Source organism: Pseudomonas sp. BCA17, assembly GCF_004519405.1.
Taxonomy (GTDB): Bacteria; Pseudomonadota; Gammaproteobacteria; order Pseudomonadales; family Pseudomonadaceae; genus Aquipseudomonas.
The window spans coordinates 1,784,910-1,804,528 of sequence record NZ_SGWI01000001.1 but is presented as its reverse complement, the minus strand read 5'-3'; the positions used below and the strand labels follow the sequence as shown (position 1 = coordinate 1,804,528).

15 protein-coding genes are annotated in these 19,619 nt (G+C 61.6%); 7 read left to right on the top strand and 8 right to left on the bottom strand.

Annotated features, from left to right (window positions below):
* Positions 1–4: 4 nt before the first annotated feature.
* Complete coding sequence (locus EXW71_RS08290; protein WP_123715390.1) at positions 5–541, bottom strand: ATP-dependent zinc protease; 537 nt, start codon at positions 539–541, stop codon at positions 5–7.
* 272 nt (positions 542–813) lie between these two features.
* Here EXW71_RS08290 and EXW71_RS08285 point away from each other — a divergent pair, with 272 nt between their 5' ends.
* The 6 genes from EXW71_RS08285 to prpD all read left to right on the top strand — a co-directional run bounded on the left by EXW71_RS08285 (position 814) and on the right by prpD (position 9,158).
* Positions 814–1,509: a GntR family transcriptional regulator gene (locus tag EXW71_RS08285; RefSeq protein ID WP_123715391.1), complete on the top strand. Its 696-nt coding sequence runs from the start codon at positions 814–816 to the stop codon at positions 1,507–1,509.
* An 11-nt stretch (positions 1,510–1,520) separates the two neighbouring features.
* Positions 1,521–2,414 carry a methylisocitrate lyase gene (gene prpB, locus EXW71_RS08280; protein ID WP_123715392.1) on the top strand — a complete coding sequence of 298 codons (894 nt, stop codon included), beginning with the start codon at positions 1,521–1,523 and terminating at the stop codon, positions 2,412–2,414.
* Positions 2,415–2,456: 42 nt separating this feature from the next.
* Positions 2,457–3,584 carry a 2-methylcitrate synthase gene (gene prpC, locus EXW71_RS08275; RefSeq protein ID WP_123715393.1) on the top strand — a complete coding sequence of 376 codons (1,128 nt, stop codon included), beginning with the start codon at positions 2,457–2,459 and terminating at the stop codon, positions 3,582–3,584.
* A 167-nt stretch (positions 3,585–3,751) separates the two neighbouring features.
* Positions 3,752–6,346, top strand: coding sequence for a Fe/S-dependent 2-methylisocitrate dehydratase AcnD (gene acnD, locus EXW71_RS08265; protein WP_134657016.1), 2,595 nt, complete (start codon positions 3,752–3,754; stop codon positions 6,344–6,346).
* An 11-nt stretch (positions 6,347–6,357) separates the two neighbouring features.
* A complete protein-coding gene (gene prpF, locus EXW71_RS08260; protein ID WP_134657015.1) occupies positions 6,358–7,548 on the top strand; it encodes a 2-methylaconitate cis-trans isomerase PrpF in 1,191 nt (396 codons plus the stop codon).
* Between the two features lie 125 nt (positions 7,549–7,673).
* Complete coding sequence (gene prpD, locus EXW71_RS08255; protein ID WP_134657014.1) at positions 7,674–9,158, top strand: 2-methylcitrate dehydratase; 1,485 nt, start codon at positions 7,674–7,676, stop codon at positions 9,156–9,158.
* Positions 9,159–9,216: 58 nt separating this feature from the next.
* Here prpD and EXW71_RS08250 read toward each other — a convergent pair whose 3' ends face one another.
* From EXW71_RS08250 to EXW71_RS08220, 7 genes are all read right to left on the bottom strand, one after another.
* On the bottom strand, positions 9,217–10,539 hold the full coding sequence (locus EXW71_RS08250) for an AAA-associated domain-containing protein (protein WP_123715397.1): 1,323 nt from the start codon (positions 10,537–10,539) through the stop codon (positions 9,217–9,219).
* A 14-nt stretch (positions 10,540–10,553) separates the two neighbouring features.
* Positions 10,554–12,299, bottom strand: coding sequence for an ABC transporter permease subunit (locus EXW71_RS08245; RefSeq protein WP_134657013.1), 1,746 nt, complete (start codon positions 12,297–12,299; stop codon positions 10,554–10,556).
* A 229-nt stretch (positions 12,300–12,528) separates the two neighbouring features.
* The gene (locus tag EXW71_RS08240; protein WP_123715399.1) at positions 12,529–13,257 is read right to left on the bottom strand and encodes an alanyl-tRNA editing protein; all 729 of its coding nucleotides are present in this window, start codon (positions 13,255–13,257) and stop codon (positions 12,529–12,531) included.
* A gap of 2 nt (positions 13,258–13,259) precedes the next feature.
* Entirely contained in the window at positions 13,260–14,252 is a 993-nt protein-coding gene (locus EXW71_RS08235; RefSeq protein WP_134657012.1) for a serine O-acetyltransferase, read from the bottom strand.
* A gap of 37 nt (positions 14,253–14,289) precedes the next feature.
* Positions 14,290–15,204: a PLP-dependent cysteine synthase family protein gene (locus EXW71_RS08230; RefSeq protein WP_134657011.1), complete on the bottom strand. Its 915-nt coding sequence runs from the start codon at positions 15,202–15,204 to the stop codon at positions 14,290–14,292.
* A gap of 14 nt (positions 15,205–15,218) precedes the next feature.
* A complete protein-coding gene (gene moeB / locus EXW71_RS08225; protein WP_134657010.1) occupies positions 15,219–17,081 on the bottom strand; it encodes a molybdopterin-synthase adenylyltransferase MoeB in 1,863 nt (620 codons plus the stop codon).
* A gap of 38 nt (positions 17,082–17,119) precedes the next feature.
* The gene (locus EXW71_RS08220) at positions 17,120–18,013 is read right to left on the bottom strand and encodes a DMT family transporter (protein WP_167659642.1); all 894 of its coding nucleotides are present in this window, start codon (positions 18,011–18,013) and stop codon (positions 17,120–17,122) included.
* 160 nt (positions 18,014–18,173) lie between these two features.
* On the opposite strand from EXW71_RS08220, the gene EXW71_RS08215 reads away from it, so the two are divergent.
* A complete protein-coding gene (locus EXW71_RS08215) occupies positions 18,174–19,598 on the top strand; it encodes a PLP-dependent aminotransferase family protein (RefSeq protein ID WP_134657009.1) in 1,425 nt (474 codons plus the stop codon).
* Positions 19,599–19,619: the final 21 nt, after the last annotated feature.

The following is a 19,619-nucleotide window of genomic DNA, read 5'->3' as shown; positions in this document are numbered from 1 at the left end:
CGGTTTACTCGGCGGTATAAGCGTCGGCGGCGCAGGCAGGTTTGCCCGCTGCATATTTGAGACTGGGGTCGACCAGCGCATCAAAGCGTTTCAAGGCTTCGGAGCCGATCAGCAGCGGGTATTGGAATGCGCTGCGGTCAGTCAAGTTCACTTCGATGCTGCGTAAAGCGGCGCCCATGCAGATATCCAGGGCAATCACCGGGCGGGCGGTGTAGTGCTTGTTCTCATCCGGGTCGTAGTCACCGGCGCGGCGCTTGATCTTGCTGACGCGGGCCAGGGGCAGTTCGATGGGGTGGGCATGGGCGGTGTCGATGGCGAGGTAAAAGCGCACCCAGGATTCGCCATTGCGCTTGAAGCGCTTGATATCGCGGGCACTGAGCGAAGCGGTCTTGGCGCCTGTATCGAGTTTGGCCGCCACTTCCAGGTCGATGCCGGTCAGCTTGGCGTATTCGTTCAGGCCATACACGGTCTTCTCGGCGCCTACGCCAAGACCCGGTACGCACACTAGGCAAATCAATAGAAGGAAGGGCTTGAGTCTCATAAATCCTGAGGCGGTGCCGTGCGATGTTCAATTCAAGGCGACTGGCATTGCTGCGCAAACTCCCTCGTGCGCCGTTTCATCAGGTGATGTCAGGCGAAAGCGGCGGGCATTCTAACATGATGCTTTTCCGGCGCCAGCGCTGGCAGGCGGCCATGCCCTTGGAAGGTGTGGCGGGGGTTATTAGACGATTGTCGACAATGTGTATTTATTCTTTGACTAATAGGGTCTGATTGGCTAGTTTTTGCGGCATTGCTTTTAAAGGTGTCGACAATATGCTGGAGCAGCTGGAAACCCCAGTGGTAGCGCAAGATGATTCCCAGACCATGTCCGAGAACGTCTTCCGGCGTATCCAGGCCGCCATCGTCAAGGGTGAGATCGCCCCCGGCAGCAAGATTTCCGAGCCGGAACTGGCCCGCACCTACGGCATCAGTCGTGGCCCGCTGCGTGAAGCGATCCACCGCCTGGAAGGCCAGCGCCTGCTGGTGCGGGTGCCGCATGTCGGCGCACGGGTGGTGTCCCTGAGCCACGCCGAACTGATCGAACTCTACGAAATCCGTGAATCCCTCGAAGGCATGGCCTGTCGCCTGGCCGCCGAGCGCATGACCGACGCGGAAATCGAGGAGCTGCGCCAGGTACTGCACACCCATGAGCGCGACGAAGCGTTCCAGGCCGGCCTCGGTTATTACCAGCAGGAAGGCGACTTCGACTTTCATTACCGGATCATCCAGGGCGCCGGCAACCGCACCCTCACCCAAATGCTCTGCGGCGAGCTGTACCAACTGGTGCGCATGTACCGCATCCAGTTCTCCGCGACACCCAATCGTCCACGCCAGGCGTTTGCCGAACATCACCGCATTCTTGACGCGATTGCCGATCGCGACGGTGAACTGGCGGAGTTGTTGATGCGGCGCCATATCGGCGCATCCAAACGCAACATCGCCCGTCACTTTCCAGACACTGCCCCCTAACGAGGTGAGTCATGAGTTCCAACAACAACAGCACTCCAGGCCAACGTTTCCGTGACGCGGTCGCCAGCGAACACCCTTTGCAGGTGGTCGGCGCGATCAACGCCAACCACGCCCTGCTGGCCAAGCGCGCCGGCTTCAAGGCGATCTACCTGTCGGGTGGCGGGGTGGCTGCAGGTTCCCTGGGCGTGCCGGACCTGGGGATCACCGGCCTGGATGACGTGCTGACCGACGTACGCCGCATCACCGACGTGTGCGACCTACCGCTGCTGGTGGACGTGGACACCGGTTTCGGCTCCTCGGCGTTCAACGTGGCGCGCACCGTCAAGTCGATGATCAAGTTCGGCGCGGCGGCCATCCATATCGAAGACCAGGTCGGCGCCAAGCGTTGTGGTCATCGCCCGAATAAGGAAATCGTGTCCCAGCAGGAGATGGTCGACCGCATCAAGGCGGCCGTGGATGCGCGCACCGACGACAGTTTCGTGATCATGGCGCGTACCGACGCCCTGGCGGTGGAAGGATTGGAGTCCGCCCTGGAGCGTGCCGCCGCCTGCATCGAGGCCGGCGCCGACATGGTGTTCCCGGAGGCCATCACCGAGCTTGAGATGTACAAGCTGTTCGCCTCCCGTGTGAAGGCGCCGATCCTGGCTAACATTACCGAGTTCGGCGCGACGCCGCTGTACACCACCGAACAGTTGAAATCTGCCGATGTTTCCATCGTGCTGTACCCGCTTTCGGCTTTCCGCGCCATGAACAAGGCCGCCGAGAACGTCTACACCGCGATCCGTCGCGACGGCACCCAACAGAACGTGATCGACACCATGCAAACCCGCATGGAGCTTTACGATCGCATCGACTACCACACCTTCGAGCAGAAGCTCGACGCGTTGTTTGCCGCGAAAAAGTAACGCGGCACGCCTCCCTAATAAATTCAAGATTGGAGAACGAACATGGCTGAAGCAAAAGTACTGAGTGGCGCCGGCCTGCGTGGCCAGGTCGCCGGGCAGACCGCACTGTCCACCGTGGGCCAGGCCGGTGCCGGCCTGACCTATCGCGGCTACGACGTGCGCGAACTGGCCGCCGATGCGCAGTTTGAAGAAGTCGCCTACCTGCTGCTGTACGGCGAGCTGCCGACCCAAGCCGAACTGGCCGCCTACAGTGCCAGGCTGAGCAAGCTGCGCGATCTGCCGCAAGCACTCAAGGAAGTGCTGGAACGCATCCCCGCCGACGCCCACCCGATGGACGTGATGCGCACCGGTTGCTCGTTCCTGGGCAATATCGAGCCGGAGAAAGACTTCAGCGTGCAGCGCGATGTCACCGACCGTCTGCTCGCGGCTTTTCCGGCGATCATGTGCTACTGGTATCGCTTCAGCCACGACGGCAAACGCATCAATTGCGTGACGGACGAGCCGAGCATCGGTGGCCACTTCCTACACCTGTTGCACGACAAAAAGCCCAGCGACCTGCACGTCAAAGTGATGAACGTGTCGCTGATCCTGTACGCGGAGCATGAATTCAACGCCTCGACCTTCACCGCCCGGGTGTGTGCGTCGACCCTGTCCGACCTGTATTCCTGCGTCACGGCGGCCATCGGCTCGTTGCGCGGCCCGCTGCACGGCGGCGCCAACGAAGCGGCGATGGAAATGATCGAGCGTTTCTCGTCAGCGCAGGACGCCGTCGAAGGCACCCTCGGCATGTTGGCGCGCAAGGACAAGATCATGGGCTTCGGCCACGCGATCTACAAAGACAGCGACCCGCGTAATGAAGTGATCAAGGGCTGGTCGAAGAAGCTCGCTGACGAAGTGGGCGACACCGTGTTGTTCCCAGTGTCCGAAGCCATCGACAAGACCATGTGGGAGCAGAAGAAACTGTTCCCCAACGCCGACTTCTACCATGCCTCGGCGTACCACTTCATGGGTATCCCGACCAAGCTGTTCACCCCGATCTTCGTCTGCTCGCGCCTCACCGGCTGGGCGGCACATGTATTCGAGCAGCGCGCCAACAACCGCATCATCCGTCCAAGCGCCGAATACATCGGCGTCGAGCAGCGCAAGTTCGTGCCAATCGAACGTCGCTGAATGGCTGGCTCTATCGGTTTCCCGTAGGAGCGAGCTGGCTCGCGAAAAACGTCAAGGCGCCGCGTTCATTCAGCGTGCCAGCGTTATCGTTGACGACCTTCGCGAGCCAGCTCGCGCCTACAGGGGCCGGGTTCCCGCCGTAACCTTACCGTGACCGAGTCCTGACGATGAACACAGAATTTCGCAAACCGCTGCCCGGCAGCCGCCTGGATTACTTCGATGCCCGTGCGGCGGTCGATGCAATCAAGCCCGGCGCTTACGCCACCTTGCCGTACACCTCTCGTGTACTCGCCGAGAACCTGGTGCGCCGCTGCGACCCGGCTACCCTCAACGCGTCCCTCGGCCAGTTGATCGAACGCAAGCGCGACCTCGACTTCCCCTGGTTCCCCGCGCGCGTGGTGTGCCACGACATCCTCGGCCAGACCGCCCTGGTAGACCTTGCCGGCCTGCGTGATGCCATCGCCCAGCAGGGCGGCGACCCGGCCCAGGTTAACCCGGTGGTGCCGACCCAATTGATCGTCGACCACTCGCTGGCCGTCGAAGCCGGTGGTTTCGTTCCGCAGGCGTTCGAGAAAAACCGCGCCATCGAAGACCGTCGCAACGAAGACCGTTTCCACTTTATCGAGTGGACCAAAAAGGCGTTCAAGAACGTCGATGTGATCCCGCCAGGCAACGGCATCATGCACCAGATCAACCTGGAGAAAATGTCCCCGGTGATCCAGGTGCGCGACGGTGTTGCCTTCCCTGATACCTGCGTCGGCACCGACAGTCATACCCCGCACGTGGACGCCCTGGGCGTGATCGCCATCGGCGTCGGCGGCCTGGAAGCAGAGAGCGTGATGCTCGGCCGCGCCTCATGGATGCGCCTGCCGGAAAGCGTCGGCGTGGAACTGACGGGCAAGCTGCAACCGGGCATCACCGCCACCGACATGGTGCTGGCGCTGACCGAGTTTTTGCGCAAACAAAAAGTCGTGGGCGCATGGCTGGAGTTCTTCGGCGAAGGGGCTTCGGCACTCACCCTGGGCGACCGTGCGACCATCTCCAACATGGCACCGGAATACGGCGCCACGGCGGCGATGTTCTACATCGACCAACAGACTATCGCCTACCTGAAGCTCACCGGCCGCGAAGACGAGCAAGTCGCCCTGGTCGAGCAGTACGCCCGCCACACCGGCCTGTGGGCCGATGACCTCGGCAGTGCGCAATACGAGCGCGGCCTGACCTTCGACCTGTCCAGTGTCGTGCGCAACATGGCGGGCCCGAGCAACCCGCATGCTCGCGTGGCGACCCGCGACCTGGCGTCCAAAGGCATTTGCGGCCCCTGGGAAGAAGTCCCCGGCCAAATGCCCGACGGCGCGGTGATCATCGCGGCCATTACCAGCTGCACCAACACCAGCAACCCGCGCAACGTGATCGCTGCCGGCCTGCTGGCGCGCAACGCCAACAAGCTGGGGCTGATCCGTAAACCGTGGGTCAAATCCTCGTTGGCGCCGGGCTCGAAAACCGTGGCCATGTACCTGGAAGAAGCCGGCCTGGACCACGAGCTGGAGAAGCTCGGCTTCGGCGTGGTGGCGTTTGCCTGCACCACCTGCAACGGCATGTCCGGCGCGCTCGACCCGGTGATCCAGCAGGAAATCATCGACCGCGACCTGTACGCCACCGCCGTGCTCTCGGGTAACCGCAACTTCGATGGGCGTATTCACCCGTACGCCAAGCAAGCCTTCCTCGCTTCGCCGCCGTTGGTAGTGGCCTACGCAATTGCCGGCACCATCCGTTTCGATATCGAGAAGGACGTGCTGGGCCTGGATGCCGCCGGCAAGGAAATCCGCCTGCAAGACATCTGGCCGAGCGATGAAGAGATCGACGCGGTGGTCAAGGCGTCCGTCAAGCCGGAACAGTTCCGCAAAGTCTACATCCCGATGTTTGCCGTGCACGAAGACACCGGCCCGAAAGTCGCGCCGCTGTATGACTGGCGCCCGCAGAGCACCTATATCCGCCGCCCACCGTACTGGGAAGGCGCGCTGGCCGGGGCGCGACCGCTCAAGGGCATGCGCCCGCTGGCGGTGCTGCCGGACAACATCACCACCGACCACCTGTCGCCTTCCAACGCGATCATGCTCGACAGCGCCGCGGGTGAATACCTGGCGAAAATGGGCCTGCCGGAAGTCGACTTCAACTCCTACGCGACTCACAGGGGCGACCACCTGACCGCACAACGTGCCACCTTTGCCAACCCGAAACTGTTCAACGAAATGGTGGTTGAAAACGGCAAGGTCAAGCAGGGTTCCCTGGCGCGCATCGAGCCCGAAGGCCAGGTCACGCGGATGTGGGAAGCCATCGAAACCTATATGGAGCGCAAGCAATCGCTGATCATCATTGCCGGTGCCGATTACGGCCAGGGTTCATCCCGTGACTGGGCGGCCAAGGGCGTGCGCCTGGCCGGTGTGGAAGCGATTGCGGCTGAAGGTTTCGAGCGCATCCACCGTACCAACCTGGTGGGCATGGGCGTGCTGCCGTTGGAGTTCCTGCCGGGTACCGACCGTCACACGCTGAAGATCGATGGCAGCGAAACCTATGACGTGGTCGGCGCACGCACCCCGCGTGCGCAACTGACCCTGGTGATCAACCGCAAGAATGGCGAACGTGTCGAAGTGCCGGTGACTTGCCGCCTGGACACCGCCGAAGAAGTGTCGATCTACGAGGCGGGCGGCGTGTTGCAGCGTTTTGCCCAGGACTTCCTGGAATCGGCGGCCACCGCCTGAAGAGGATAACCATGGCACACGCAGCGCAAATCAAGATCCCGGCCACTTACATGCGTGGCGGTACCAGCAAGGGCGTATTTTTCAGCCTCAAGGACCTGCCCGAAGCGGCACAGATGCCGGGCGCCGCGCGCGACGCCTTGCTGTTGCGGGTGATCGGCAGCCCCGACCCGTACGACAAACAGATCGACGGCATGGGCGGCGCCACATCGAGCACCAGCAAGACGGTCATCCTGGCGAAAAGCACCCGCGCCGGGCACGACGTGGACTACCTGTTCGGCCAGGTCTCCATCGACAAACCCTTTGTCGATTGGAGCGGCAACTGCGGCAACCTGTCGGCGGCGGTGGGCTCGTTCGCCATCAGCGCCGGGCTGGTCGACCCGGCCCGCGTGCCGCACAACGGCGTGGCCGTGGTGCGGGTGTGGCAGGCCAATATCGGCAAGACCATCATTGCCCACGTACCCATCACCGATGGCGCCGTGCAGGAGACCGGTGACTTCGAACTCGACGGCGTGACCTTCCCGGCCGCTGAAGTGCAGCTTGAGTTCATGGACCCGGCAGCGGAAGAAGAGGGCGGCGGTGGTTCGATGTTCCCCACCGGCAACCTCGTCGACGACCTGGAAGTGCCGGGTGTCGGCACCTTCAAGGCGACGTTGATCAATGCCGGTATCCCGACGATTTTTATCAACGCCGAAGACCTCGGCTACACCGGCACCGAGCTGCAAGGTGCGATCAACAGCGACCCGAAAGCCCTGGCGATGTTCGAGACCGTGCGAGCCTATGGCGCGCTGCGCATGGGCCTGATCCAGCATGTCGATGAAGCTGCCCGGCGCCAGCACACACCGAAGGTTGCGTTTGTGGCCAAGCCTGCGGATTACGTGGCATCCAGCGGCAAGGCGATCAAGGCTGCGGATGTGGACCTGCTGGTGCGCGCGCTGTCCATGGGCAAGTTGCACCACGCGATGATGGGCACGGCAGCGGTGGCGATTGGAACAGCGGCGGCGATTTCCGGCACCCTGGTCAACCTGGCGGCCGGTGGTGTGGAACGCAACGCCGTGCGCTTCGGACACCCGTCCGGCACCTTGCGCGTTGGCGCTGAGGCCAGCCAAGTGAACGGCGAGTGGGTCGTCAAGAAAGCCATCATGAGCCGCAGTGCGCGGGTGTTGATGGAAGGCTTCGTGCGTATTCCCGGCGACGCCTTCTAAAACCCCTGCACAGTTCCAATGTGAGAGGGGCAAGCCCCCTCCCGCAATTCAAGGCAGACATTCAAGATCTGCTTCCTTCAACCGTAAGCCCGAGGACCCACCCCCACCCCTTTTGGAGAACTGCCATGAGTGCCAACGTCGACCAGAACAACCGTCCCGACTACGATCAGGTCCTGCAGGATATTGCTGACTATGTCCTCAATTACCGGATCGACTCCACGGACGCGCTGGACACCGCCCGCAACTGCCTGATGGATACGCTGGGCTGTGGCCTGCTGGCTTTGCGCTTCCCCGAGTGCACCAAGCACCTGGGGCCACTCGTCGAAGGCACGGTGGTACCGTTCGGCGCGCGTGTGCCGGGTACGTCATTCCGGTTGGACCCGGTCAAGGCCGCGTGGGATATCGGCTGTATCGTGCGTTGGCTCGATTACAACGACACCTGGCTCGCCGCCGAATGGGGGCACCCTTCGGATAACCTGGGCGGCATCCTCGCCGTGGCCGACCATCTGTCGCAAAAGCACGTGGCCAACGGGGACGCGCCGTTGACCCTGCGTGCGGTGCTGGAAGCGATGATCATGGCCCACGAGATCCAGGGCGTGATTGCCCTGGAAAACGCCTTCAACCGCGTGGGTCTCGACCATGTGTTGCTGGTGAAAGTCGCTTCCACGGCCGTCACCGCCAAGCTGATGGGCGCCGACCGTGAGCAGTTGCTCGCGGCCTTGTCCCATGCCTTTGTGGATGGCCAGGCGCTGCGTACGTACCGGCATGCGCCGAACGCCGGTTCGCGCAAGTCCTGGGCGGCGGGGGACGCGTCGAGCCGTGGTGTGCGCCTGGCGGATATCGCGCTGCGCGGCGAGATGGGTATCCCCGGTGTATTGAGTGCGCCGCAGTGGGGCTTTTACGATGTGCTGTTCAGCCACACCAATAAGGATCTGGCCCTCAAGCCGGAGGATAAACGTACCTTCAGCCTGTCCCAGCCCTACGGCACCTACGTGATGGAAAATGTGTTGTTCAAGATCAGCTTTCCCGCCGAGTTCCATGCGCAAACGGCGTGCGAAGCCGCGGTGATCCTGCACCCGTCAGTGAAGGACCGGCTGCATGAAATCGAGCGTATCGTGATCAGCACCCATGAGTCGGCGATTCGCATCATCTCCAAGGTCGGCCCGCTGGCCAACGCCGCCGACCGCGACCACTGCCTGCAATACATGACCGCCGTGCCCCTGGCCTTCGGCAATCTGGTAGCGGAGCAGTACGAGGATGAATTCCATGCCGCGCATCCCATCATCGACCAGTTGCGCGAAAAGATGGTCATCGTCGAAGACCCACGTTACAGCCGTGAATACCTGGAGGCGGACAAACGCTCCATCGCCAACGCGGTCCAGGTGTTTTTCACCGACGGCACCCACACCAGGCAGGTAGCGGTGGAGTACCCGATTGGCCATCGCCGTCGCCGGGTAGACGGCGTTCCGTTGCTGGAAGAGAAGTTCAAGGCCAACCTGGCCACACGGTTTACCGCGCAGCGCAGTGGGGAGATTTTTGCGTTGTGCAAGGATCAGGCGCGGCTTGAGGCCACGCCAGTGAACCGTTTCCTGGATCTGTTCGTGATCTGAAAAACACCGGGGATTAATGGGGGAGGGGATCAAACCCCCTCCCGCTGCTTCCAGGGGGCTACATGCTGCCTTCGACGTCCTCCAGGCTGAACGTCTCGGTGTGGTCGTCATAGGAGAAGATCTCCGCATAGCGCCCCCACGCCACCACGGTTTCCAGGGTTTTCTCCACGAACGCTTCGGTCATCGAGTCTTCCAGCTCTTGTTCGAAGCGCACCCGAGGTGCGCGGTGCCCGCTGCGTTCAAGCAGTACCTGGTGAATGCGTGCGGCCAGCGGTACGTGCTGGATCAAGTGTTCGGCGAACAGGGTCTTGCGTTCCTGGGTGCCGTAGTCGGCGAAGAGCTTGCCGGCGTCGGTGAGCGTGATGTCGGCACCCTTGAGTTCGGCGAAGCCCAGGTGCTCCAGCATTTCGGCGACGGGGAACAGGTCGTCGACTTCCAGCAGGCGCCGTTCGGCCACGGTGGGCAGGCCGGCATGGCCGTTGTAGGGCTCGGCGGCGAGGGTTTCGATCAGGCCGGCCATGAGGTTGGTGGACACTTCCGGCAGCAGGCTGCTCATCTTCAGTTCGGGCTTGCCGACGCTGGCATCGGCGCTGCGGCGGTCGGTCATCAGGGCGTAGATGTCGTCGACCATTTGCCGGAAAGTCGGATCCAACCGGTTACGCGGGTGCGGGAACGGCACCTTGATCTCGGCGACCACGCGTCCGGGGTTGGACGACAGGACCAGGATGCGGTCGCACATGAGCACCGCTTCTTCGATGTTGTGCGTCACGATCAGGATCGACTTGATCGGCAGTTGCTTGCCGCTCCACAAATCCAGCAGGTCGGTGCGCAGCGTTTCCGCGGTGAGCACATCCAGGGCCGAGAACGGTTCGTCCATCAGCAGCAGGGTCGGGTTGACCACCAGGCCACGGGCAAAGCCTACGCGCTGGCGCATGCCACCGGACAGCTCACGAGGGTAAGCGTTTTCGAAACCGTCCAGGCCGATCAGGTCGATGGCGGCCAAGGCGCGCTTGCGGGCTTCCTTGCGCTCCACTTGCAGGGCTTGCAGGCCGGCCTCCACGTTTTCCAGTACGGTCAGCCAGGGGAACAGCGCGAACGTCTGGAATACCATGGCGACGCCTTCGGCCGGGCCGGTCAGCGGTTTGCCGTGGTATTTCACTTCACCCGACGACGGCTGGATCAAGCCGGCGATGATGCGCAGCAACGTCGATTTACCCGAGCCGGAGCGGCCGAGCATGCCGACGATTTCGCCTTCGTGCAGGCTCAGGTCTACGCCGCTGAGCACTTGCAGCTCTTCTTTGCCTTTGCCGAAGACCCGGTTCACGTTTTTCAGCGAATAGATTTGCGGGGTGTCGGCGGTGTGTTCGGTATAGGTATTCATCACAGCGAATCCCATTAATTCAGACGAAGTTTGTTTTCGGCGATGGCGTACATGGGGCGCCAGACCGCACGGTTGAACGCCACCACGAAGATCGACATCACCACCACGCCCAGGGCGATCTTGGGGAAATCACCGGCGGCCGTGGTTTGTGCGATATAGGCGCCCAACCCGTGGGCGACCACGTTGTCCTGGCCCCAGGACACGTACTCGGACACGATGCTGGCGTTCCAGGCTCCGCCCGAGGCGGTAATCGCACCGGTGATGTAGTACGGGAAGATCCCCGGCAGCATCACCTTGCGCCACCACAGCCAGCCGCGAATGCGGAAGTTGGCGGCGGCTTCCTTGAAGTCGTTGGGGAAGGCGCTGGCTCCGGCAATCACGTTGAACAGGATGTACCACTGGGTGCCCAGCACGATCAGCGGGCTCAGCCAGATGTCCGGGTTGAGATGGAAATGCAGGATCACGATGACGAACACCGGGAACAGCAGATTCGCCGGGAACGCCGCGAGGAACTGGGCCAAGGGCTGGATTTTTTCCGCCAGCTTCGGGCGCAGGCCGATCATCACACCCAGCGGCACCCAGATCAGCGAGGCAATCAGGATCAGCCCGGCCACCCGCAGCAAGGTAATCAGGCCCAGCACCACCACGTGGCCGACCTCGGCGAAAGTGACCTCGGTGCCGACGTACTGCACGATGTGGTACAGCGCATACGCGGCCATCAGGGCGATCAGTGTGCCCCAGACCCAGTCGATGAGTCTGGACGCGGCGGGGGTTTCTGTCGGCAATGCCTTGAATGCACCGCCCCCCGGGCTGAACCGCTTGTTGCCCAGGCGGCTGAAGGTGCGGGTGACCGGGCGCAGGATGCGCTGGACGACACGGGTACGCTGGATCAGGTTCAGCACCCAGGATTGCGGAGCGGCGCCTTGGGAGGCGGTGGTTTCCATGCGGAACTTGTCAGCCCAGGCCACCAGCGGGCGGAACAGGAATTGGTCGTAGATCAGGATGACCGCGATCATCGCCAGGATCACATAGCCCACGGCGTGCAGGTCTTTCTGGGCGATGGCCAGGGCCAGGTACGAACCCACGCCCGGCAGGGTGATGGTTTTGTCACCGACGGTGATGGCTTCGGAAGCGACCACGAAAAACCAGCCGCCGGACATACTCATCATCATGTTCCACACAAGCCCGGGCATGGCGAAAGGTACGTCGAGCTTCCAGAATTTCTGCCAACCGGAGAGACGCAGGTTGGTGGACACTTCCACCAGGTCATGGGGCAGCATGCGCAGCGACTGATAGAAGCTGAACGTCATGTTCCAGGCCTGGCTGGTGAAGATCGCGAAGATGGCGGCGAACTCGGCGCCGAGCACGCGCCCGGGAAACAGCAGCAGGAAGAACGTCACCGTAAACGAGATGTAACCGAGGACCGGCACCGATTGCAGGATATCGAGCACCGGCACCAGCAGTTTTTCGGCACGCCGGCTTTTGGCGGCCAGGGTGCCGTAGAGCAGGGTGAAAACCAGTGACGCCACCATTGCCGCGAGCATGCGCAGCGTGGTTCGCATTGCATATTCCGGCAGGTTCGCTGGGTCCAGGGAAATGACTTCGCTTTGCAGGGTGGCGATAGGCGCCCAGGTCTCCCGTGCGGTGATGGAGAAAAACAATAGAAAACCGATCACCAGTGGCAGCGCAACCAAATCCCAGCGGTTGGGCAGCAGGCGCAAAGTGGACGCAGGGATGTAATGACGGAACACTTTGTTCATAGGCAGTGGCTCATAGGCAGTCGTTCCTGCAGCGTTCAGGTTCAGAAGGCGTGGTGAGTTTGAGCGTAGCTTCTCTGCAAGCACCCACAGAGAAAGGCTGGGCGCTCTTTCTCCATGAGTCGGGACGGCGTATCTGGGGGAGGTACGCTGCCGGGGGAATTGTACGTTTCTGAATGTTACAAACGCGTAAATTTGCTGTCAGTTTGCTGTACGAACTATCAGTTGGGCGTTATTCAAACCGCAGGATCACTCGGCGGTTGTGCTTGCTCTTTTTCTCGATCTTTTCGCAGAACACCTTGCCGATTTCCTCGGTGTTGATCACGTGGGTACCGCCGCAGGGCTGGATGTCGACGCCTGCAATTTCAATCACGCGCACTGAACCCTGGATCACCGGGGGCGCCACCGCCTGGGTGCGGGTTATCTGCAGCAAGGTCGAATACTCCGTGGCGGGCATCGACAGGGTTTTCACCGCGTGGGCTGCCTCGATCAGGGCGTTGAGGTCGCGCGTGAGGGTGTCTTTGTCGAGGGTCATTTCCGGCAGGTCGAAATCCAGGCGGCCTTTGTCCGCGCTGATGCTGCAGCCGGTCACGGGTGCATCGATGAGCGAGCACAACAGGTGCAGGCAGGTGTGCATCTTCATGTGCTGGTAGCGCCGCTCCCAGTCGAGGCCGGCGTCTACCTGCACGCCGGCCGTCAATTGCTCGGGGCAGTGTTCCACCTGGTGCCAGATGATTGAACGCAGCACCGGGTCGCGCACGGTGCCCACCACGTCGACCCGTGTGCCATCGGCCAGGGTCAGATGCCCGGTGTCGCCCGGCTGCCCGCCGCCCGTGGGGTAGAAGAGCGTATGCTCCAGGGCGATGCCCTGTTCGCTGACGGCAATCACCCGGGCGCTGAAGGCGTTCTGGTAGGGCGCGCTGTCGAACAGCGCCAGGGTTTCCATGGTGTGTACGGACATGTTCATCCTCCAACGATCAAGGGGCTGGCTTGCAGCAGGTGGCGCACCATTGCGCTCAAGCCAGGGGGGGAGAGCAGGGTGATTTCAAATTCCGGCCCGCAGATTTTCAGGTTCAGCGGCAGGCGCGGCAGTTGTTCGCCGATGTCGAGGCGGCGCAGGCGAAATTGCAGGTGATGGCGTTCTTTCACCGTCGGTTCCAGCATCAATCCGCGCAACGGGTGAAAGTCGGCATCCAGCACCGTGACGTTGTAGCTGGCGTTGACCTCGCCGACGACATGCAGGCGCTCATCCAGGGCGAAGGCACCGAGGTAATGGGTGTGGTCCGTTTCAACGTTTTTTTGCAGTTGGACCTGGTTGACCACTCTGACCCGGGTGCCTGCCGGAACGTCCTGGGTGATCACGCACGAAGGGCTGATAAACACGTTATCGCCGATCAGCACATAGCCCAGCACCCGGGCGCCGGCGCCGACTTCGACGTTGTTGCCCAGGCGTGGATGGCGCTTGCCGTCCGGGTTATTGGCGATGCCGCGAGCGCCCAGCGTGACGCCGCAGAGGATGTAGCAGTCGTTGCCGATTTCGCAGGTTTCGCCGATCACCGTGCCGTAGCCGTGGTCCAGCACAAAGCGCCGACCGATACGCGCCGCCGGGTGGATCTCGGCACCGGAGAGGATCTTGCCCTGGTTGCTGAGCTTGAGCGCAATGCGTGAAAACACGCCGTTGGTGTGGCCGGGGAAGTGCCATACCAGGTGCGCGAGCCGGTAGAACAGCACCGCCTTGAACGAGGCATAGGACTCCAGAATCAACTCGCCGCGCCCACGGGACGCCGGATCGCGATAGGCGTAGGCGATCAAGTCTTCGGCGACTGCCTGGGCGGCGTTCTGGATCAAGGGTGCCAGGTGCGGTTCCAGTTGCTTCATCTGCGCAGGCGTCAGGGTCTTGATGAGATGGGTGAGCAACTCATCGTGCAACTGCTGTATGTCGATAAAGCCCCCCATGGAGGTACCCCCGCATTCTGGTTGGTTGGGTAACCGGTTATTCGAAACTGGGCAGGTAGCTGTCAGCATTGTCGTAGACCATGGTCAACACCACCGTTTCGGGCGGTAGTTCGGGAGCGAGTTGGGCGATGGCGACCATGTTGGCGGCTGACGACAAACCCAGGCTGATGGCATCGGTGCGCATGATGCGTTTCATCATGTCGACGCACGCCTGGTGCGGCACCTTGAGCATGCCGTCCAGTACCTCCAGGTTGAGAATGCTCGGGATCAGCCCGATCGACAGCCCCTGGATCTGGTGCGGCGCGTGCCGATCCTTGAGCAGGTCGCATTCTTCAGGCTCCACGCCCATGACGCGGATCGCCGGCCACGCCGCCTTGAGGGTTTCGCCGATACCGGTGATATGGCCGCCGGTGCCGATGCCGCTGACGAAGTAATCCACGCGCCGCTTACCGAAGGCGCGAAGGATTTCCGGCGCGGTGGTGTCACGGTGGGTTTGCGGATTGGCGCCGTTGCGTTGCTGGTTGAGCATCACGTAGTTGGGGTTTTCCAACTGCAGCTCCATGCATTTTTCGCCGTGGGAGTTGTTGCCAAGGCGGCTGTCCGACAGCACCACTTTGGCACCGTACAAGCGCAGCAGTTTTTGCTTTTCGGGGCTGTAGTTGTCGGGGATTACCAGCACGACTTTGTAGCCCAGCACATTGCCGGCCATCACCAGGCCAATGCCGGTATTGCCGCCGCTGGGCTCGATGATGGTTTGCCCGGAGTCACGAATCAGCACGCCCCGGCGCTCGGCGTCGAGGATCATGCCCAGGGCGATGCGCGCCTTGTGGCTGCCGCCCGGGTTGAGGGATTCGAGCTTGGCGTAGACTTCGATGCCGAGGTCTTCGGAAAACTGCGCCAGGCGCACGATGGGTGTCTGGCCGATGACGTCGAGAATGGAGTTATGCAACATCAGTCAATCCCCGATCAATACAAAGGCATGTCGGGTTCGACGTCGCGCACCCAGTGTTTCATGCCGCCCTGCAGGACTTTGGTATTGGCAAAACCTGCCGCCAGCAAGGTGCTCGCCGCTTGCTCGGCACGGGTGCCGGCGTAGCAGATCAGGTAGTGGGTGTTGTCGCGGCTGAGGCTGTCGAGTTGCCCATCCAGCTCGGCCAGGGGGATGTGCACCACGCCCGGCAGTTTGCACACCTCCAGTTCACTGGCATCGCGCACATCCAGCAGCACGTCGGCGCTGCTGTGGTGGTCCAGCACTTGTTTGAGTACGCGCGGCTTGATGTAGCGTTCTTCGGCCAGGGACGGTTGGCTCGGCACAGCGTCGGCGCAGACGGCCGGCGCGACGCTTTCGCTATGGCGAAGGTCCGAACAGCAGGGGCAGTCGGCGCGCCGTTTGAAGCGGATTTCGCTGAATTTCATCGCCAGCGCATCGAAGCGCATCAAGCGGCCGGACAAGGGCTCACCGATACCGATCAACAACTTGATCGCCTCGGTGGCCTGGATCATCCCCACCACCCCCGGCAATACGCCGATCACGCCGCCGGCGCTGCAGTTGGGGGCCAGTTCGGCGGGAGGGGCTGAGGGAAACAGGCAGCGGTAGCACGGCCCACCCTTATAGTTGAGCACGCTGATCTGCCCGTCGAAACGGTAGATGGCGCCGTACACCAGGGGTTTGCCCAACTGCACGCAGGCGTCGTTGACAAGGTAGCGCGTGTCGAAGTTGTCGGTGCCGTCGATCACCAGGTCGTAGGCGCCTACCAGCTCCAGGGCGTTGTCGGCATTCAGGGCGGTGTCGTGGGCGTTGATCTGGATATGGCGATTGAGGTCCAGCAGGCGTTGCCTGGCGGATTCGACCTTGGGCATGCCCAGCGTGCTGTGGCCGTGGACGATCTGGCGTTGCAGGTTGCTGCTTTCCACCACGTCAAAGTCGACCAGGCCCAGGGTACCGACGCCGGCTGCCGCCAGGTACAGGCTGATGGGGGAGCCCAGGCCACCGGTACCGATGATCAGCACCTTGGCCTTCTTCAACTTCAGTTGGCCCTCGCGCCCGACGCCGGGCAGGGTGATGTGGCGTACGTAGCGCTGCACTTCTTCGTTGCTCAGGGCATCGACATCCATGCCGCCGGACGTGGCCAGCAGCACTTCGATCCTGGCTTTTTCCGGTAAGGGTTCATCGGCGCCGATCAGTTCCTCTTCGGCAGTGAACAGGAAGTGCTCCTTGAGCTGGTTGTTCTTTTCGTGAAACAGATGCGCGCGCAGCTGTGGGTGGTGGCTGCAGAGATTTTCAATGACTTCGCGCAATGTCGATCCGGCGCCCTCAAGGGTCGATCCCGGCAGCTTGGCTACGCGAACCAGAATGTCGGGGAAAGAGACAGCGTTCATGGACAACTCCGTGTGCAGGTCGTTGAAAGGGTTAAGGGCGAAATGCTTGCCATCCCAGGCAAACAACTTTGATCCCAGGGCCCGGCCCTGGCGAACGTCAACCACCAGATAGCTGACGGGGTAGATCGGCTCGCCCAGGAACAGCGCCTTGTCCTGGTCTTCGTCACTGAAATAGGCGCCGACATCCGGGTGGGAGTGGTAAATCACCACCACCGGGTTGTCACTGCGAAACGCCTTGTTCATCAGCAAGGTGTCGGCTACGGAAAAGGTGTAGCCGTTGGCCGCACTGCGCGGGTACATCTCGGGGTTCTTGCGGTGCAGTTCGTTCTGGATATTGCTGCCCAGGTACACGCTGCCGTCGGCGAAGACGAAACCACAGCATTCCTCGGGGTAGCTGCGGCTGGCGTGGGCGTAGATCTGTTCCAGGGCTTTTGGGCGCAGGGGGTCCATGTTTCTCTCGCGTTGCTGATGTGGATGGGGCGAGTGGGTCAAGATTTCCTGGCCAGGAACTTTTCAATCGGCAACTTGGTGATTGCAAAGCCGGCCAGCAGGATGGCCGAGTACAGCATCAGGTCCCGGGAAATCGCCACACCCTCGTACCACGCGCCGATGATCACTGCGAACACCGGGAAGATGATGAACACGAACGACAGGATGATCGGGCTCAAACGCTTGAGCAGCATGAAGTACACGATGAACCCGCCCACCGACGCAACCAGCCCGAGATAGAACAACGCACCCCAGGAACGCAGGGAGATGTGTTCGAAGGTGGGCGTTTCAAACCACAAGCCGGCCATGAACAACATCAGCCCGGCGATGCCGATGGGCAGGGTGTTGTAGGTGATCACGCTGATGGCGCTGCCTTTTTGCTTGGTAATGACGTAGCACAGCGCGTGCATGATCGCGGCGCTCAGGATCGCCAGCACGCCGAGGAACTCCGCATGGTCCAGGTGCAGGCCCTGGCTGCGGATGATCATGTAGAGGCTGGCGAAACCGATGCCGATGCCGACCACCTGGGAGAAATAGATGCGCTCACGCAGGAACAGCGCGGAGAAGATCAGGATAAATACCGGCATGCAGCTGAACAGCAGCGCGGTGAGGCCTGACGAGACGTGCATCTCGCCGTAGTTGAGCAGGTAATAAGGAACGCTGAAGTAGGAAAGGGTCACAAACACGAAGAACCAGCGACTTTCCCGGGGAAACAGGATCGGCTCGCGACGAGCCAGGGCAAAGCACAGGAACAATGGAAAGGCGATCAGGAAGCGCAGGCCGGCGGACGTCAGCGGTGGCACGCTCTCCACGGCGATCTTGATGCCCAACCAGGTGGTGCCCCAGCTCAGGCACACAATCAGGAACATGATGCTGGTCACCAGTCCAGCCAACCACTGTTTCTGATTTTTGATTTTTGCAGTGTTTTCGAGAACGGCGGACATTGGCATCGTTTATTGCTTCCCTGAGCCGTAATTGAACTCTATATTGAACTTGTTATGAGTGATTCAATCCGGTGATTGAACCCGCAAAAGCACACTATTAGGGCGAATGATGGCTGTCAAAACAAATATTGACATGGTGTCAATTATGCGCGAGGGGTTGTCCAACGGTCAGGGGGTGAAGTACAAGCGCCTGTCCGACGTCATGGAGCGGGGCATCCTTGAAGGCTTGATTGAGCCAGGAAGAAAACTGCCGCCCCATCGGGTGCTCTCCGACAACTTGGGGGTGACCATTGGCACCATCAGTCGGGCCTACGGAGAACTGGAGCGTCTGGGATTGGTGGTGGCGCGGGTCGGTGACGGCACATTCGTACGCAAGCGTGGGATGGAGCGCCAGCGGGATGAAGGCTTTCGCAACTTCAGCGATGAGCCGCGCCAGTACTTCGACATGAGCCGCAATATGCATATTCCCGGGCAAGAGACGGTATTTCTTGCCCAGAGCTTCCAAACCCTGTCGACCAATGCCAAGTTCCTCCAGGATATCAGCGCCTACACCCCGGACGCCGGCCTGCCACGCTATCGCGAGGCTGGCGCGCAATGGCTGGTGCAGCGCGATTTTCATCCGATTCCCGAGCAGGTCATTTGCGTGAATGGCGGCCAGCATGGCCTGCTCTGCTCAATGATGGCGCTGTTGCGGGCCGGTGATACGGTGGTCACGGAGCAACTGACTTATCCCGGGCTGATCACCGCAGCGCGCATGTTGGGCATCCGGCTGATTGGCCTGGAAATGGATGAAGAAGGCGTGCTGCCGAACGCGTTGGATGAAGTCTGTCGAAATCACCGGGTTTCGGCGTTGTACTGCACACCCACCATCCAGAACCCGACGACGGCGGTGTTATCGGTAGCGCGTCGGGAGGCGTTGGTCAAAGTCTGTCGCGAACACAATCTGTTGATTCTTGAGGACGAAGCCCACGGTGTGTTGGTGGAAGATCGTCCGCCGCCCCTCAGTGCATTCGCGCCCGAACGCACGATTTTGATCAGCAGCCTGAGCAAGGCCGTGTCTGCGGGCCTGCGTGTGGGCTATGTGCATGCGCCGCCAGCGCTGGTCAGCCGTATCTCGGCGGCGCTGCGATCCACTTGCTGGATGGCCACGCCGGTGACGCTGGAACTGGCCACCCAGTGGATCGAAAACGGCACGTCGGAATACCTGCTGCGTCAGCAAATCAATGAGATCAGCCGCCGTAAGGCCCTGGTGCAAGGTCTGTTGACCGGCCTGCAATACCGCACCCATCTCAACAGCCCGCACTTCTGGATCGAAGTGCCGGAGCCTTGGCGTGCATCGGAAATCGAGGCGGAGCTCAAACAGAACAATTATCTGATCGCCACCGCCGAGGCATTTGCCGTGGGGCAAACCGCGGTACCGCAGTTCATTCGGGCGAGTATCTGTAATACGTCGGGGGATGATCAGTTGTTGCGGGCGGGGTTTGATGCGTTGGCTACCGCGCTCGGGCAGGGCGGGGGACGGTTTCAGTTGTAGTCCGGGGGGGCGGTTGCTGTG

Bases quoted from the DNA above. Each gene is read 5' to 3' on its own strand.
- EXW71_RS08290 (WP_123715390.1), bottom strand. From the start codon at position 541: ATGAGACTCAAGCCCTTCCTTCTATTGATTTGCCTAGTGTGCGTACCG.
- EXW71_RS08285 (WP_123715391.1), top strand. From the start codon at position 814: ATGCTGGAGCAGCTGGAAACCCCAGTGGTAGCGCAAGATGATTCCCAG.
- prpB (WP_123715392.1), top strand. From the start codon at position 1,521: ATGAGTTCCAACAACAACAGCACTCCAGGCCAACGTTTCCGTGACGCG.
- prpC (WP_123715393.1), top strand. From the start codon at position 2,457: ATGGCTGAAGCAAAAGTACTGAGTGGCGCCGGCCTGCGTGGCCAGGTC.
- acnD (WP_134657016.1), top strand. From the start codon at position 3,752: ATGAACACAGAATTTCGCAAACCGCTGCCCGGCAGCCGCCTGGATTAC.
- prpF (WP_134657015.1), top strand. From the start codon at position 6,358: ATGGCACACGCAGCGCAAATCAAGATCCCGGCCACTTACATGCGTGGC.
- prpD (WP_134657014.1), top strand. From the start codon at position 7,674: ATGAGTGCCAACGTCGACCAGAACAACCGTCCCGACTACGATCAGGTC.
- EXW71_RS08250 (WP_123715397.1), bottom strand. From the start codon at position 10,539: ATGAATACCTATACCGAACACACCGCCGACACCCCGCAAATCTATTCG.
- EXW71_RS08245 (WP_134657013.1), bottom strand. From the start codon at position 12,299: ATGAACAAAGTGTTCCGTCATTACATCCCTGCGTCCACTTTGCGCCTG.
- EXW71_RS08240 (WP_123715399.1), bottom strand. From the start codon at position 13,257: ATGTCCGTACACACCATGGAAACCCTGGCGCTGTTCGACAGCGCGCCC.
- EXW71_RS08235 (WP_134657012.1), bottom strand. From the start codon at position 14,252: ATGGGGGGCTTTATCGACATACAGCAGTTGCACGATGAGTTGCTCACC.
- EXW71_RS08230 (WP_134657011.1), bottom strand. From the start codon at position 15,204: ATGTTGCATAACTCCATTCTCGACGTCATCGGCCAGACACCCATCGTG.
- moeB (WP_134657010.1), bottom strand. From the start codon at position 17,081: ATGGACCCCCTGCGCCCAAAAGCCCTGGAACAGATCTACGCCCACGCC.
- EXW71_RS08215 (WP_134657009.1), top strand. From the start codon at position 18,174: ATGGCTGTCAAAACAAATATTGACATGGTGTCAATTATGCGCGAGGGG.